The organism is Chryseobacterium sp. 27AL (genome assembly GCF_057815395.1).
In genome coordinates this window covers 13,103-29,541 of record NZ_JBYRIW010000010.1, presented here as the reverse complement: position 1 = coordinate 29,541, position 16,439 = coordinate 13,103, and the positions used below count along the sequence as shown (strand labels likewise).

Genomic DNA, 16,439 nt, shown 5'->3' with positions numbered 1-16,439 from the left:
TACACTAAATTTTTTATTATAAATATTTCTTAAAAAAGAAGTATTTACTGTAGTTCCACGTCAAATGTTGTTAATTCTTTAAATTGTTTTAATCTTGCGAACATATCAGATTCATTTACCTCCTCAATTCTTTCTGTCCCGAATTTTTCAACTGTGAAAGAAGCCATTGCAGAAGCTACTATTAAAGCAGATTTCATGGTTTCAAAATCAGTTTTTCCTTTTTTAGCAAGATAAGCTGCAAAACCTCCCGCAAAAGTATCTCCGGCTCCGGTTGGATCGAAAACCTCCTCCAGCGGCAGTGCAGGGATCGCAAATACTTTACCGTCGTGGAAAAGTAAAGCTCCGTGTTCACCTTTTTTGATAATGACATATTTAGGACCCATCTCGTGAATTTTTTTAGCTGCTTTCACCAAAGAATATTCTCCGGAAAGCTGTCTTGCCTCTTCATCATTGATGGTGATAACATCCGTTTTTGCGATCATGTCCATTAAAATATCCCAGGCGGTATTCATCCAGAAATTCATTGTATCAAGAATAACCAATTTCGGACGATTATGCATTTTTTCAAGAACTGATAGCTGTACTCCCGGATGAAGATTTCCCAATAATAAAATCTCCGCATCCTGCATAGAATCAGGAATTTTCGGATCAAAGTTTTCCAGAACATTTACTTCCGTTGCCAATGTATCTCTGGTATTCAGGTCGTTATGGTATTTACCGGCCCAGAAAAAAGTTTTGCCTTCTTTTACAATTTCAATCCCTTCGATGTTTACACCTCTATTGGTAAACATATCCAGATATTCCTGGGGGAAATCGCCTCCCACAACGGAAACGATTCCTGATTTTACACCCAAAATAGATGAAGTAATCCCGATATATGTTGCTGCACCTCCCAAAATTTTATCTGTTTTACCAAATGGGGTTTCAATTGCATCGAATGCAACACTTCCTACAACTAAAAGTTTCATATTATTATCAAAGTATGTTAAACGTAATTAATTTTTCCATTCAAATGTGTCTAGCAGATGTTTCATATCATTTTTGATATAATCTACTGCAGGAGCCAAAGAGTCAGGTTTTGGCCTTGTGTTAAAATATAAGTAAGCAGTTACAAAATGTTTTGTACTGTCTGTAATGTAAAACTGAAGATTTGAAGCACTTTGACCTTTAAGCTCATAAAAATTACCATACACCTTCTTTTCCGGGTATTCGAATGATTTGGTGTCAATAGCACTTGCTTTTATCGTATGTTCGTAAACCATTTTTTCCGCTTCCTGGATGTGTGCCGCAAAATCGTTTTTTATCGGGTAATAAGTTACGAATACTTTCGCTTTCATTTTCGGATAATTCAGGTAATACCAGCAGGGCCTTTTAGCATCCGCTATTTTGGCAAAATCTGAATATTCAAAAGTATAGGCACAGTTATTTTCAAACTTCTGGTATTTCGGCGCAGGATATTCCAGGCGAAGCTCTCCATAAGGCTTTGGAACAGGATCTTTGCCACAAGACACCAAAAGCAAAGCTGCAAAAATAAAAATGGCGTTTTTAAACATTTTGCAAAAATACAAATTCCATTTAGATTTGAGAATACAAATTTCAGGATTTCAATAGGTTTTGGATTTGAAATTGAATTTTATTGGGATGGCTTTATTTTAACGCAAAGATCGCAAAGATTTTTTGACCATTACCCGCTTTTAAGTTCGCAAAGGCGTTTCACTCAGCAAAAGATATCAAAATTTATAATTTTGGGTGAATAGCACATTTTGTCATTCTGTAGAAATCCAGACTATTGATTTTTCATTTTTTGAGATTGCTTCGTCGCTTCGCTGCTCGCAATGACATCACAGAATTCTGTATGCCGCATCATAATTTTGGATATAATTTTCCAAAGGTTTTGGAAATGATCTTTCGTGAGAACCTTCAACATTGGTTATGATGTAATTATTCTCAGCGATAAAACTTTGCCAGATTTCTTCAGAATCTACTTCAACATTGTAAATTTCTATACTTAAATTTTTGTGTGTCAGTTTATGGCTTACTGTTTTTACGCCTACGATGAATGGTACCAGTTTATCGGAAATTTCAGGTACAAATTCGAACAGTTTTTTCCAGATGAAGTCGTCTTTTCTCTGCTGAATCAGGAATTGTCCGTTTCTGTGGACAAAATAATATTTTAATTCGAGATCTTTTGCTTTTGTTTTTTTGGCTTTAACGGGGAATTCAGCTACTTTGTTCATTGAAAAAGCAAGACAATCATTATTTAGCGGACATTCTCCACACAAAGGATTTTTTGGTTTACAAATTTCAGATCCCAGATCCATCATGGCCTGATTAAAATCACCGACATTATCCGGTAAAATTAAATGTGCAAGCTCAGAAAAATAATTGAAAGCTCTTGAGTTTGAAATATCAAAATCATCTGCAAAAATCCGACTGAGAACACGGTAAAAATTTCCGTCCACCGCAGGAATTTTACCATTGAAACAAATACTGGAAACCGCAGCAGCAGTATATTTCCCGACTCCTTTTAATTTTAAAATTTCTTCATATTCATGGGGGAAAATTCCATGATAGTCGTTCATAATCTGCTGTGCCGCCTTATGAACATTTATAGCCCTTGAATAATATCCCAATCCTTTCCAGTACAGTAAAACTTCATTTTCATCAGCTTCAGCCAGTGTTTTAACGTCCGGAAACCTTGCAATAAAATTATTGTAGTGATTCAATCCCTGATTGATCCTTGTCTGCTGAAAAACGATCTCACATATCCATATTTTATACGGATCTTTTGTCTGGCGGAAAGGAAGATCTCTGGCGTTTGTCCTGTACCAGGTTAGAAGTTTATTGCCAATAGGTTTTAAATCTGAATTTTTAATATTTTCCAAAAGTTCTTCTTCATTAATGCTGCAAAGATAATTTAATTTTCCCTTTTTACCGGGTAAACGGGGGCGGCTTTAAGCCATTGATATTTCAGGTGTTTGTCTTTTGCAATAAAGCGGTAGCCTTCAAGTTTTTTAAGGTAAGCATACATCGAAGATTTAAGTTCCAATCTTTGATTTGATAAAATCTGTATAGGAAAAGTAACGATTGAGTCTATTGTTGTTTTAAGCACCTCACCTGATTGAATTTTATAGATGAAAACTGCCCGTCCGCGACCTGTAGAACTGTCTGTCAGTTTAATATCTGATGTTGAAATTACGAGATTACTGGCATCAAAGCATTCCTGTTCACTCATAATATAAGCTTTACCTTCCTGTCTTTCATCCGCAAAAAGATCTATTGTATGCTCCTGCTGAATCTTTTTTTCTTCACAGCTGAACACAAGAAGAATTAATGGCAAAAAATAAAGTAATCTGCCTTTCATAAGAAATATTTTAAGGATTTGATAGAAAAAAACCGATGTATTTTCATCGGTTTTTAAGATATATTTTTTATTCCTGAGCGTATTCAGCATCCCATTCGTTTCCGTCATCACCTTTGTGCCCGTCAAGCTTTATTACAAAACTTTTTGTTGGGAAATAAGGTGTCAGGCGGATGTCAAGCCACACTCTGTCTTTATTTACTCTGTCCTGTTCGAAACGAACAATTTTAAATTTCTCGATCAGTTTGTCCGGACCTTTAATATTATCCAGAAACTGAACAATCTGTCTTCTTAAATCATCTTCATTTTTGGCATTCCAGTTTTCGAAAGCCCTTCTGTTCAGGAAGTCTAATAAAACTTTAGTAACATAGTCGAATACACGAACAACAGAATACGTCTGCAAACCGATATTATCGCCGGTGAATAGTGTTTTTGCAGAAAATGCCATGATCTTTCCGTATTCATTGACCATAGGAACAAGTCCCATTTTTTCAAGCTGTGAAATCTCGCTTTTCTTTAATTCGAATTTTACGGCGTCTACTTCATTGATGTTTCCATGCTTTTTACCTGCTGCCACCTGAGACATCAGCGTTTTATGGATTTTTCCTGCCAGTGAAGTTGATGGCGGAAGTTCGACGTTTTCTTCCTCCCCTACTTCTTCAGCTTTTCCGCGGCCTACCAGCCAGTTGCATGTCATGATCACATTACTTCTGTGCAGTTCTCCACCCGTAAGATTCGCAGAGTGAAAAAGATCGACCACATCATCCGGCTTGTCGAGATTGGCAAAATCGGTAACCATCATCACTTTGTTTTCGTTACAGATTTTCGCCCATTTTTCGATCACTTTATTCGATCCTAAATATCCCGGAATTGCTAAGATAGAATAGTTATCTCTAAGATCCAGGCGATCGTAATAATTCTTGAATTCTTCTGCGATGGCATCGATAAACAAAGGATTATCAAGATCGGAAACCTGATCCAGGCTTGCATTGACAATGCTTACATTGTCAACTTTATCAAGCTCGGTATTTTTATAAAACTGGGCCACCGTTCTATAGTTTGTTTCAAGCATGCGAACGGCGTCAAGTGTATTTTTAAGATTTGATTTCAGGCTCTGTTCTGCTGCCTGTGCCTTCGATTTGCATGTTTCTGCCATTTTATCGGCAGAATCATTGCCTTCCAGAAGATTTACCCAAAGGTTTATTTTTTGAAGAAGCTCTTTTCGTTCCTCTTCTTTATTGCTATCATTAAGGAAGATTTCTTTCCTTGCTTTTCTTGTGGGGTTCATATTGGCAATACCATCCACAACGGATTCTACAAAACCAAAACCTCCGATTTTATTGAGCTCGGCAAGCGGATTAGCCTTCGGCTGACCTGCGTGTTGCTGCTGTTGTCCCTGTTGTTGGTTTTCAGCTGCCTGTAATTTACTATCCATGATTAATGTAAAGTCTTTAGATTATTTTTCAAGTTCTTGTGCCACGTCCTTCAATACTTCGATAAATGCAGCTCTGGTCTGATCATTTTCGAGCATATTCCGCAAAATTTTGTTGGTTTTCAGCTGACGTACGATTTTGTTGTACTGTTCCTGCTCCATGCTGAGCTGCTGAAGGTACGCTGATTTCTGGGTAAGATTTTTCGGGGTGAAGTCCGCAAGATTTTGAAAACGGAATTCTTCTTCTACTACATTGCCGTCTTCCGTTTCGTGCTGCACGTGTACAGAAGGCTGGAAATGTTTGAAGACGTCATCCACAGTCTTTAGACCTGTTACAATTTCAGGAACATAAGATTCATCTGTAGTAAGCTGGCTCACGATGAGTGACTTGTTTTCCTGTATGTTCTGAATAGCTTCATTAGCATCCACTTTCACTTCGTTTCCGCCAACGCCATAATTAAACATTGCCATATTATTGTTATTTTGAGATTTTCTATTTTGGTGTGAATCGTATTTATCAGCATCAAATAACTGACCAATCCAATGTTTAAATTTAAAAAAAAACTGTAACATACAAAATTTTGTTAAGATTTTTCTTGAAATATTTAATTTAAATACTAAATATTAATCAAAAATCAACATTTTACGATAATACTAAGCTAGGAAAAATTAAATAAAAAACGCACCATTTCTGATGCGTTTTTCGTTTTCTAACAATTTTTGGCTTGTTTACCAAATTTTTATCCTGTCTTCAGGTGCCTTGTACATTTTGTCGCCTGGCTTGATATCAAAAGCTTTAATAAATGCATCCTGATTTACCAGCGGACCATACGCCCTGAATATTCCAGGAGAATGCGGGTCGGTCTTCACCTGGTTGGTCATATACTGATCCGTAGATTTTGTTCTCCATACGGTTGCCCAGCTCATGAAGAATCTCTGATCCTGTGTAAAGCCACTGATCAATCCCGGATTTCCGTGATCTTTAAGATACATCTGAAGCGCATCATAAGCAACTGCTACTCCACCTAAATCTCCGATGTTTTCACCGCTGGTAAATTTACCGTTGACAAAGCTGCCTTTCACCGGCTCATAAGCGCTGTACTGGGCCGCCAGTTGAGCGACCTTTGTATCGAAATTCTTACGGTCTTCATCGGTCCACCAGTTATTCAGGTTTCCGTCACCATCGAATCTGGAACCACTATCGTCGAATCCGTGAGAGATTTCATGCCCGATCACTGCTCCGATTCCACCAAAATTAACAGCGGCATCTGCTTTCGGATTGTAGAATGGCGGCTGAAGGATGGCTGCAGGGAATACGATCTCATTGTTCGAACCACTGTAATAAGCATTTACCGTTTGGGGAGTCATGCCCCATTCTGTTTTGTCGACCGGTTTTCCTACTTTATCGAGGTTTCTCTGATACTGCCATGCAGAAACATTCTGAAGATTGGAATATAATGTAGCACCTGCTTTAGGAGATTCTACCTTTAATTGAGTATAATCTTTCCATTTATCCGGATAGGCGATCTTTACCGTGAATTTGGATAGCTTTTCCTGGGCCTTTACTTTCGTTGCAGGCGACATCCAGTCCATATCGTTGATGTGCTGCTTAAATGATTTTAAGATATAATCAATATACGTTTCCATCTGCGCTTTGGCTTCCGGAGTGAAATATTTTTCTACATACAGCTTACCGAAGGCTTCTCCAAGAACACCGTTGACCAGAGAAAGACCTCTTTTGTTCATCGGACGCTGCTCTTTTTGCCCCTGAAGATATTTAGAATAGAAATCAAATCTGATCTGTTCCAGCTTTTCATCCAGATTGCTGGCATTACCATTAATTAAGTGATATTTAAGATAATCTTTTACCAACGGAAGATTTTTCTGGGTAAGGAAAGAATCCATATTCTGATAATATTTCAGTTCACCGATAATCACTCTGTCGGTATTAACTCCCGCTTCCTTAAGGTATTTCTGAAGATTTATATTTTTAACCAATCCTGATAATTCAGAAACATTTTTGGGGTTGTATCTTAAATTAGCATCCCTGTTTTGCTCTAGCGTTAATAAATAATTAGCAAGCTGCTTTTCAAAATCAACTACATTTTTTGCTGCTGCTTCAGAGTTTTTGTATCCCAGAACACCGAATAATTTTCCTACGTAAGATTGGTATTCTGCCAAGGTTTTGGTATTGGCTTCGTTTACTTTCTGATAATAATCTCTTCCTAAACCAAGATCCGGACCGCCAAGATACACCGCATTCATTTTAGAATTCTTCATATCTGCTCCTACTCTCCAGCCATAGAACGAGTTGTCACCTAACTTTGTAGCTTCCAGTAAATATTTCTGAAGATCGTTCAGGTTTTTAATGGCGTCGATCTTAGCCAGATCTCCTTTTATTGGTGTCAACCCTTCTGCATTTCTTTTATCCGTATCCATAAATGAAGCATAAAGGTTCTGGATTTTCTGCCCCTCGGAACCTTCCGAATAAGATTCAGATAAAATTTTATTTAAAATATCCAGAGAAGCGTCATCTACATTTTCCCTCAATGCATTAAAGGATCCCCAGCTCGCTTTATCTGAAGGAATCTGTGTGGTTTTCACCCAATTTCCGTTCACATAGCTAAAAAAATCGTCCTGCGGGCGTACAGATTTATCCATGTAAGACAAATTGATCCCTTCTTCTTTTACCTCTTCTTTCGCAGGTTCTGCTGCAACTTCTTTTACAGCTTCAGGTTTTTGTGTGTCTGCAGTTTTTGCCGTACCACATGAATTTAAAAATACAAGCCCGGAGAAAGCCAGTATCCCGATATTTAACTTTTTCATTAAAAATATTTTTTGATTTTACACAAACTTATCAAATATACAAATTTTAGTGATAAATGTTTATGGTTTAGAATTTAGAGATTGAGGTTAAGGTTAAGATTGAGGTTGAGGTTGAAGTAGTGAGATTTAACAATGTGGCTTGTATGAGTAATCTTTAAATCAGATTGATTATTTTCTGATTTATAATTTTTCATTTATCAATAACAAAAAAACCGCTCATTGCTGAACGGTTTTGGTATTTTTTCGGTAATGATTACCAAATTTTAATTCTTTCTGCTGGAGCTTTATACAATTTATCTCCCGGCTTCACGTCGAATGCTTTGTAGAAGGCATCAACATTGATGATAGGCCCAAAACTTCTGAAATATCCGGGAGAGTGCGGATCTGTTTTTACCTGGTTTACCATATATTTTTCACTGGATAATGTTCTCCAAACGGTTGCCCAGCTCAGGAAGAATCTCTGATCCTGTGTATATCCGCTGATCAATCCAGGGTTTCCTTTGTCTTTAAGATACATTTGAAGAGCATCATAAGCGATGTTTACCCCACCTAAGTCGGCGATATTTTCACCGTTTGTAAAGGTTCCGTTTACGAAAGTTCCTTTTACAGGCTCGTATTTATCATATTGAGCAGCAAGCGCTTTAGTCGCTTTTTCAAAGTTTGCTTTGTCTTCCGGAGTCCACCAGTCTACCAAGTTTCCGTCTGCATCGAACTGTGCGCCGGAATCATCAAATCCGTGGCTCATTTCGTGACCGATAACAGCACCGATTCCTCCGAAGTTTACGGCTGCATCTGCCTGAGGATTGAAGAAAGGCGGCTGAAGAATCGCGGCAGGGAATACAATCTCGTTGTTTACCGGGTTGTAATAAGCGTTTACCGTTTGTGGAGTCATTCCCCATTCAGATTTATCAACCGGTTTTCCGATTTTTGCTAAATCCTTATTGTACTGCCATTCGGTGATATTCTGAAGGTTTGAGTAAAGATTTCCACCTTTAGATTCAGGAACGATGGTTAATTTAGAATAATCTTTCCATTTGTCAGGATAAGCAACTTTTACAGTGAATTTGTTCAGCTTCTGCATTGCTTTTTCCTTTGTTGTAGAAGACATCCACGCTAAATTATTGATATGTACCGCGAAGCTTTTCTTTAAATAGTCGATGAGTTCAACCATCTGCGCTTTTGCTTCTGCAGGGAAATATTTCTCTACATACAGTTTTCCGAAAGCTTCACCCAACGTTCCGTTGATCAGCTCATATCCTCTTTTGTTTAATGCTCTCTGTTCCTGCTGACCTCTTAGATATTTACCATAGAAAGCAAATCTCATGTCACCCAGTTTTTCGCTTAAGTAAGAGGCACTTCCGTTGATCATGTGGAATTTAAGATAATCCTTGATCACAGGAAGATTCTGTGCATTGATGAATTTGTCTAAATTTTTATAATATCCCAATTCACCGATGATCACTTTATCTGTATTTACCCCTACTTTATTAAGATAAGAAGGAAGGTCTACATTTTTTACAAGCGTCTTAAGCTCAGCCATTGTTTCAGGGTTGTACTGAAGCGTATTATCGCGACTCTGCTCGTTTGTAAGATATGTTTTAGCGATACTTTTTTCGTAATCAACAATACCTTTCGCTGCTGCGTCGGCATTTTTGTATCCTAATTCTTTCAGCATGGAAGCCACATATTTTGTGTATTCGTTAAGAGCTTCCGTATTTTTTTCGTTTACTTTCTGGTAGTAATCTCTTCCTAAACCTAATGATGCATTTCCTAAATAAACCGCGTTCATTTTAGAGTCTTTCAGGTCTGCATCTACACCCCATCCGTAAAAGGTATTTTCACCTTCTTTTGTTACGGAAATCAGGTAATTCTGAAGATCGTTAACGTTTTTGATGGCATCGATCTTATTCAGGTTTGCCTGGATTGGTTTAATTCCGTCTGCATTTCTCTTCTGAATATTCATGTAAGTTGCATACAGATCCTGAATTTTTTTACCTTCTGTTCCATCTGCGAATTTATCTTTCAGCAAAGAGTTCAGGATAGTCATTGAATTGTTATCTGTATCTTCAGCCAATTTGTTGAAGCTTCCCCAAGTTGGTTTATCAGAAGGAATTTTAGCGGTTTTCATCCACGTTCCGCTCACATAGTTGTAAAAGTCATCCTGCGGACGTACTGATTTATCCATCAGGCTAAGATCCAGACCTTTGTCAGAAGTCTGTGCGTTCACATTCTGTGAACAAATCCCTGCTAGTAAAAGCAAAGAAAGCGTAAGTTTTTTCATTATAATTACAATTTATACAATAAGTGTAACTTTTTTTTAATTCGTTACTTTTTAGTGAAGACAAATTTAATTAAATATTAAGATCTGTCTACATTTATTTTTTTAACTTGATTCATGCTTGTTTATGAACATTTTTAACATTAAATCTGTTTAAACCAATTCAGAATTAACCACAAAAAATCACAAAAGATGAGTTCAAATTTTATTTAAAGATGATGGTTATAAATGAAAAAGATCACGATAGCTTTAAAAAATCTTCGATTTTTTCTTTTGAGAACTCTGAATATCTAATTATTGCTTTATTATTATCTTTTGAAACTTTTGTGGTTAAATAAAAGTTTAATAAACACCTTTATTAAATTCACTTTAAAACATATCGAGAATTTTTTATAAAACATCAGTTCTCGATACAAAATTCTTTCAGAATTTCACTCGAACCGATGTTACCTTTCTTTTAATCTCTGAATAATTGTATCATAATTTATTATTCCGGATTCTAAGACGCTGCAAATTCTTTCACATTTCCTGTACGTTTAAGGAATCCCCATGATTGCATTTCTCCCTTTAAAGCCCGTCTCAGACTTCTGAACAAAACAATATACATCAGCCATCTGTAGCCGAACCGCTGCGGAATAATATACAGAAGATTAACCATTTTCTCTCTCTGCATGACAAAAGCAATTAAAGCCAGTAAAGCGTCGACCAGAAGAAAGATTAAATAATAACCTAATATTTTACCTCCGTTTCCTGATAATATTCCGAAAAACATAATAAGATCGGCTAGCGGTGAGAAAAATGGAATGATATACTGAAACAGTAAAATATTCGGCATTGCCCACAATCCGAGGCCTTTGTATTTCGGATTGAGGAAAGTATGTTTCTGTTTCCAGAACATCTGCATAATCCCGTACGTCCATCTGAACCGCTGTTTTAAAAACTGCTTTACACTTTCCGGAGCTTCCGTTACGGCAACTGCACGGTTTTCATTGGCAACGGTATATCCTTTTTTCAGAATCTTAACCGTAATATCGCAATCTTCCGCCAACGTATCGGACGAGTAGCCTCCAACCTCAACAACCGCAGATTTCTTAAACGCACCAATAGCTCCCGGGATCACCGTAATGGCATTGATATTAGCATAAGCAAGACGATCAAAATTCTGGCTGGTTGTGTATTCTATGGATTGCCATTTCGTCAGCCAGTTGACTTTATTTCCTACTTTTACATTTCCGGCCACCGCGGCAATTTTCTCATCGGGATCTGAATTTAAAAATCGGGCAATTAAATATTTTACCGCATCTTTTTCCAGTTTGGTGTCTGCATCTATACAGACCACATATTCTGCATCAGACTGAGCAATACCGTAGTTCAGAGCGGTTGCTTTTCCACCGTTTGTTTTAGTGAAAATTTTAAGTTTCGGGTGACCGGAAAATTCCGCCTTTGCCTTTTCGTACGTTAAATCTTTACTGCCATCATCAACCAGAATGATATCAAAATCCGGATAGGTCTGCCTTAATAAATTGTGCAGGGAAGAAACAATATTCACTTCTTCATTATATGCCGGAACAATGATCGAGACTTTGGGATACGATTCCAGCACAAGAAAATCTCCTAACTTTTTCTCTTTTTTTCTTTCCTTAAATGCCCAGTAGAGCATAATAATTAATCGTATCAACCCTAACCCGATAAAAATGGTAAAAAGTGCCACAAGGAAATGACTTATTCCGTAGATGATGGTTGCCAAAATTAAATTAAGCTGCATCACGTAGTATGACCTTGTTTTAGGAACAGCGGGCATCAATTCCGCTTTATTTTTATGTAAAATTGTCGAAAGATTGGTAAAATGATAGCCTTCTTTCTGTAATGTAGGAATTAAAATTTTTAAAGCTTTTACGGTTTCTTCACGAGTGTCACCGCCTGCATCATGAAGAAGGATAATATTACCTTTTCTCTGTTGTAAACCTGTCAGAACACGTTTTACAATTTCATCAGCTTTTATTCCGGGTTGCCAGTCTTCCGGGTCGATATTTTCACCAATATCCAGATAATTCTGCTGTCTTGCCAACGCTACGGGAACGATTTCCTCAGAAGTTGTCGGTTCAGAATCGGCATTATAAGGAGCCCTGAAAAGAATAGTGCTGTGTCCCGTAATGCATTCGATCAGCAATCTTGTCAGCTTCATCTCAAGCAAAGCCCGCTCGGGACTAACTTTTGCTACATTTTCGTGGGTAAAAGTATGGTTTCCTATTTCATGACCTTCCCGATAAATTCTTTTAACCAAAGGAAGATTTTTCTCCGCATTAAGCCCGACCAGAAAGAAAGCTGCGGGAACATGATATTTTGAAAGAACATCCAACACTTGAGGAGTGTAGGTTTCATCAGGTCCGTCATCAAAAGTCAGGACAAGCTCTTTCTGCGGTGCTTCCCCATATTTTTTTACTTCATAAGAACTTGGGTAGGTGATATAGTTTTCATCTGTGATGATTTTTTCTTTAGGATCAATTTCTATGTCAATTTTACCGTCATGAGGCGTATTCAAAACATCTAAAACTTCACCATCACCGATATAATCAACCATGGTCTGCCCTTTTACATTTTCCAGAGATTTTAAATTTAATTTTGATAATCCTGCAAATGTCAGATCTTTATCATAGAAATTCCAGATCCGGCTGTCTTCGCTTCCCAGTCTCCAGAGCGCTGTTCCTGCCAGAGGATATTCTGAGGAAAAACGCATCGTATTGAAAATGGACGCCGCATCGTTGAAGAACACAGTATGTGTATTATTTTTGGAATCTTTATAAGAATAATTTAAATTAAAAGTATTGTCATCAAAATTAATATTTGCCTTACTGGCACTTGCTTTTGTGAGAGCCTGCATATACGTCACAGAACCATTGTCATTTTGATCCGTACTCCAGTCGTAGCCGTATGCACCCAGTCCTAAAATAATTTTATTTGGAGATGTTTTCGTCAACATTTTTCCTGTCTGCGCTTCAATCCATTTCTGAGAAGAAACCGGCCCGGCATCACTTTCATCAGAGTATTCGTCATAGGCCATCAGTATGAAATAATCTACGTAAGGATCTAATTGTTTGATATTATAGTCGTCATTATCGGTCGTGATATCCATGGATACCAACAAATTATTCTGTCTGAAAGTTCCCGAAAGTTCTTTCATAAAAGTCATCAGAATCGAGATTTATATTTTCAAAGTCAATATTAATTCCTCTGAAATTAAGTTTCTGACATTGCTGCTTTAATTTCTGAATAAGCTGAACCCTTTTCTGCGGATCTTTTAAAACTTTTCCTAACCCTTCAGAATGAAATTCCTGCTCAAAATTATTACTCAGAATCGGCATAGCAGCAACTCCTGTTCTTTTAATGAGTTTATAACCTTCAGGATCGACATTTGTTTTTAGTTCTCCTGTTTTAGGATCAAGAAAAAACCACTCTGGGAAAACCAGATTGATATGTTTGATATTTCTTTTCAGGGACATCAAAGATTGAGGATCCCATGCCACATAAAATGCAGAACGGATTCCTCCGGGAAACTGTTCCCAGTTGCGGTTTTGATTTTTAAGTCTGTCGGCTCTTGCTTTTTCAATTTTAGCAAGATTGGTATGCATGGTTTTTTCAGAAATAAAACTTCGGAAGCCTTTATATTCTTTAGAAATTCTATTCTCCTGAAGATAAGGTTTGCTTGCAGTAATGACCGCTTTATAATCTTCTTTAAAAGGAATTTTCGGATTCTTATCCAATTTCATCATTAAGCCTAAGGCCAGAATCAGTAAGATGCCTATAAAAATGAAAATACGACTCCCCCACTGTACGTTTCTCCAGCGTTTTTTGCTGTCGGTCTGAAAAATCTGTTTTGAGTTTTCCACAATTTTGATATTTCCTCATCGACGTCAAAAACTGTGAAAAACCACTTCAGAATTAATTAAAAAAAAATTAAAAAATCAACTGATTATGAATTAATTACTTACCAAAATTCCTATAAGATCCTGGATCACTTTTTGTGACACAAAATACATGAAATCCAGCCTTTCCAGATGTGGCATATACAATTTGGAAGTGACTTCTTGGTCATGGATTCTGATCGTGTAAAAAACGGTGCCTACTTCTTTTCCATCCTCTCCTTTTCCCGGGCCTGCAACTCCTGTAGTGGATAATGAAATGTCTGTATCAAATAATTTTTGACAGCCTTCCGCCATTTCGGCCGCCACCTGTTCGCTGACTACTGTAAATTGTTCTACTGTCTCTTTTTTAACTTTTAAAATTTCAGTCTTTTTTTCTGTCGCATAGGCAATGATTCCGCCAAGAAAATACTTTGAGCTGCCGGAATTTGAGGTGATCATTTTTGCAAGCTCTCCTCCCGTACAGCTTTCTGCCGTGGAAATGGTCATCTTCCGTTCATTCAGAATTTCAGCCAGTATCTTTTCAATTTTATCTTCTGAAGTTGCGATAACATGATCTTTTATTAAAGGCAACAATTTTTGGATTTCTTCTTCCAATTGCTGTTGGAGCAGCGATTCATTTTCTCCTGTTGCGGTCAGTCGCAATTTTACACGAGTCCCGACCGGAAGATAAGACAGCGCTATATTTTGAGGCAATGCCAGTTCCCAATTTTCGATGGTGTCTGCCAAGATACTTTCGGGAATTCCCACAACGGAAACGATTCTTGTGGAAATATAATTGAGGTTAAATTTTTCCTGCAGATACGGAACAATCTGATCTTTGATCAGGGGTTTTACCTCGTAAGGAACTCCGGGAAGGCTGAATAACAGTTTTCCGTCCTGCTCCATCATCATGCAGGGCGCCGTTCCGTAATGATTCTGAAAAACTTTTGATTTTGTAGGAACGAAAGCCTGCTCGCGGTTTCTTTCGAGGATTTCCAGCCGGCCGCGTCTTTCCATATAAGCTTTTAAATGATTGAAAGTTGTCTCGTCCAGAGCAATTTCATCATTGAAAAATTCAGCGATCGCTTTCTTGGTTTTATCATCTCTTGTAGGTCCCAAGCCTCCTGTAGTGATGATTAAATCGCCAATCTTAAATGCAGATTCAATGGCAGCCTTGATGGTTTCAATTTCATCTGAAATGGTAATGATCTGTGAAACCTGTATTCCAATATTTTTAAGTTCAGTTGCGATGAAATTAGAGTTGGTATCCACCGTATTTCCGGAAAGGATTTCGTCACCAATCGTAATCAGAACAGCATTTTTCATATGTAGGTCGAAAAAAATTCACCACAAATGACGGAAAATTCTCTATGACCGGCAATATAAATTGATTTTTTCTATTTTTGGCAGAAATTGTTTATAACTATAATTAAGAATTATGTCTACATATGATGATGCATCATGGCATTATGGAGGTGATTTTCCCGAAGAACTTCCTGAGAAAAACGGGGCAACCCATACAGGAATGTTTCTTGTTTGGTGTATTGAAAATAACCTGATCTCTGATGAATTGAAAGATGATACAACAGAAGAAATACAAAAACTGAAGCGACGTGAACTGACTGGTGCTGAATTTATTATGGATTCGATGGATGGAAAATTTTCCGAATATGATCTGAATGCAATGGGAAATGCCTTTGCGCAGGATTATTATAAGGATGAAACAGATTTTGGAAACAGATTCAGTTCATTTGCTGACGATTATGTAAATCTTTTTGATACAAAAGCAGAGGAAAATGATTATGAATATGAAACCTTCTATCATATTGAAGACACATATGAAAATTATGATCTGATGAAGCAGATCATAGATTACCGTTTTGAGGAATGGAAAGAGTATAAGAATTTGAATTAAATTCATTTGGTTTGTCATTCTGCCGAAAGAAAAATCTCCACAATTAAAGATTCTTTAGCTCAGAATGACAAACTTTTGTGAATAGTTAGAAATTAATTATGTCTTACCCAGATCAATTCATCTGTATTATAGCCTACTTTTTTGGCTTTTTCCAGAAATCTTTGTCGTATACTTTCCGGAATGTCTTTGGTACGGGAAAGAATCCAGAGGTATTTCAGGTTGTTTCCCATAACCAAAGCATACTGATAGTTTTCATCAATATCGACCACGTTGTATCCTGCCCAAATCGGTTTAAAGAAAGAGACTTTTAACCGTGCTTCTGTTTCTTTATTTACAAATCTGGCTTCGCCGATCGACTCTTTCCATTCTTTTTTCACATAATCATAACCTTTATTATCGACTTTTATGCTTCCGTTCGGGTTTTTAGAATATGTAGCTGTTACGTTATCCATGTTTTTTTCAAATTTATAGTCGAAACGGGCTATTTCATACCATTTTCCAAGATATCTGTCAGCATTGAAATTTTGAACAGCAGTGGCTCCTTTCGGAATTCCCACCGAACATGAATTTAAAATAATGAGACCTAAAACTCCCAAAGAAACCGGGATTACAATTTTTTGCAAAGCTTTCATAATATAATCTTTTGTGTGGTATGTTAAACTTCAAAAATAGTGCCTTAGAGTTAGAAATATTAACCTTAAAAAGAATTCAAATTAATAAATGTA

13 protein-coding genes are annotated in these 16,439 nt (G+C 37.1%); 1 reads left to right on the top strand and 12 read right to left on the bottom strand.

Features of this window, described 5'->3' with window-relative positions:
* Window positions 1-44 precede the first annotated feature (44 nt).
* The 11 genes from AC3WV0_RS13650 to AC3WV0_RS13600 all read right to left on the bottom strand — a co-directional run bounded on the left by AC3WV0_RS13650 (window position 45) and on the right by AC3WV0_RS13600 (window position 15,125).
* Window positions 45-968, bottom strand: coding sequence for a PfkB family carbohydrate kinase (locus AC3WV0_RS13650; protein WP_488846658.1), 924 nt, complete (start codon window positions 966-968; stop codon window positions 45-47).
* A gap of 27 nt (window positions 969-995) precedes the next feature.
* Complete coding sequence (gldD, locus tag AC3WV0_RS13645; RefSeq protein WP_488846657.1) at window positions 996-1,553, bottom strand: gliding motility lipoprotein GldD; 558 nt, start codon at window positions 1,551-1,553, stop codon at window positions 996-998.
* Between the two features lie 288 nt (window positions 1,554-1,841).
* Entirely contained in the window at window positions 1,842-2,885 is a 1,044-nt protein-coding gene (mutY, locus tag AC3WV0_RS13640; RefSeq protein ID WP_488846656.1) for an A/G-specific adenine glycosylase, read from the bottom strand.
* Between the two features lie 32 nt (window positions 2,886-2,917).
* Window positions 2,918-3,364: a hypothetical protein gene (locus tag AC3WV0_RS13635; protein WP_488846655.1), complete on the bottom strand. Its 447-nt coding sequence runs from the start codon at window positions 3,362-3,364 to the stop codon at window positions 2,918-2,920.
* 67 nt (window positions 3,365-3,431) lie between these two features.
* The gene (locus AC3WV0_RS13630) at window positions 3,432-4,796 is read right to left on the bottom strand and encodes a DUF5458 family protein (protein ID WP_089999478.1); all 1,365 of its coding nucleotides are present in this window, start codon (window positions 4,794-4,796) and stop codon (window positions 3,432-3,434) included.
* A 21-nt stretch (window positions 4,797-4,817) separates the two neighbouring features.
* Window positions 4,818-5,366 carry a hypothetical protein gene (locus AC3WV0_RS13625; RefSeq protein WP_488846654.1) on the bottom strand — a complete coding sequence of 183 codons (549 nt, stop codon included), beginning with the start codon at window positions 5,364-5,366 and terminating at the stop codon, window positions 4,818-4,820.
* 156 nt (window positions 5,367-5,522) lie between these two features.
* Complete coding sequence (locus AC3WV0_RS13620; RefSeq protein ID WP_488846653.1) at window positions 5,523-7,619, bottom strand: M13 family metallopeptidase; 2,097 nt, start codon at window positions 7,617-7,619, stop codon at window positions 5,523-5,525.
* A gap of 253 nt (window positions 7,620-7,872) precedes the next feature.
* The gene (locus AC3WV0_RS13615) at window positions 7,873-9,900 is read right to left on the bottom strand and encodes a M13 family metallopeptidase (RefSeq protein WP_488846652.1); all 2,028 of its coding nucleotides are present in this window, start codon (window positions 9,898-9,900) and stop codon (window positions 7,873-7,875) included.
* A gap of 496 nt (window positions 9,901-10,396) precedes the next feature.
* Complete coding sequence (locus AC3WV0_RS13610) at window positions 10,397-13,087, bottom strand: trifunctional glycoside hydrolase family 18/polysaccharide deacetylase/glycosyltransferase family 2 protein (protein ID WP_488846651.1); 2,691 nt, start codon at window positions 13,085-13,087, stop codon at window positions 10,397-10,399.
* The gene (locus tag AC3WV0_RS13605; protein ID WP_488846650.1) at window positions 13,044-13,784 is read right to left on the bottom strand and encodes a glycoside hydrolase family 18 protein; all 741 of its coding nucleotides are present in this window, start codon (window positions 13,782-13,784) and stop codon (window positions 13,044-13,046) included. Before AC3WV0_RS13605 ends, AC3WV0_RS13610 begins: the two co-directional genes overlap by 44 nt.
* Window positions 13,785-13,874: 90 nt before the next feature.
* Window positions 13,875-15,125, bottom strand: a complete 1,251-nt coding sequence (locus AC3WV0_RS13600) for a CinA family nicotinamide mononucleotide deamidase-related protein (RefSeq protein ID WP_488846649.1) — start codon at window positions 15,123-15,125, stop codon at window positions 13,875-13,877.
* Window positions 15,126-15,237: 112 nt separating this feature from the next.
* Here AC3WV0_RS13600 and AC3WV0_RS13595 point away from each other — a divergent pair, with 112 nt between their 5' ends.
* On the top strand, window positions 15,238-15,714 hold the full coding sequence (locus AC3WV0_RS13595) for a DUF7832 domain-containing protein (RefSeq protein WP_488846648.1): 477 nt from the start codon (window positions 15,238-15,240) through the stop codon (window positions 15,712-15,714).
* Window positions 15,715-15,806: 92 nt separating this feature from the next.
* Here AC3WV0_RS13595 and AC3WV0_RS13590 read toward each other — a convergent pair whose 3' ends face one another.
* The gene (locus AC3WV0_RS13590; protein WP_488846647.1) at window positions 15,807-16,346 is read right to left on the bottom strand and encodes a lipocalin family protein; all 540 of its coding nucleotides are present in this window, start codon (window positions 16,344-16,346) and stop codon (window positions 15,807-15,809) included.
* Window positions 16,347-16,439 lie beyond the last annotated feature (93 nt).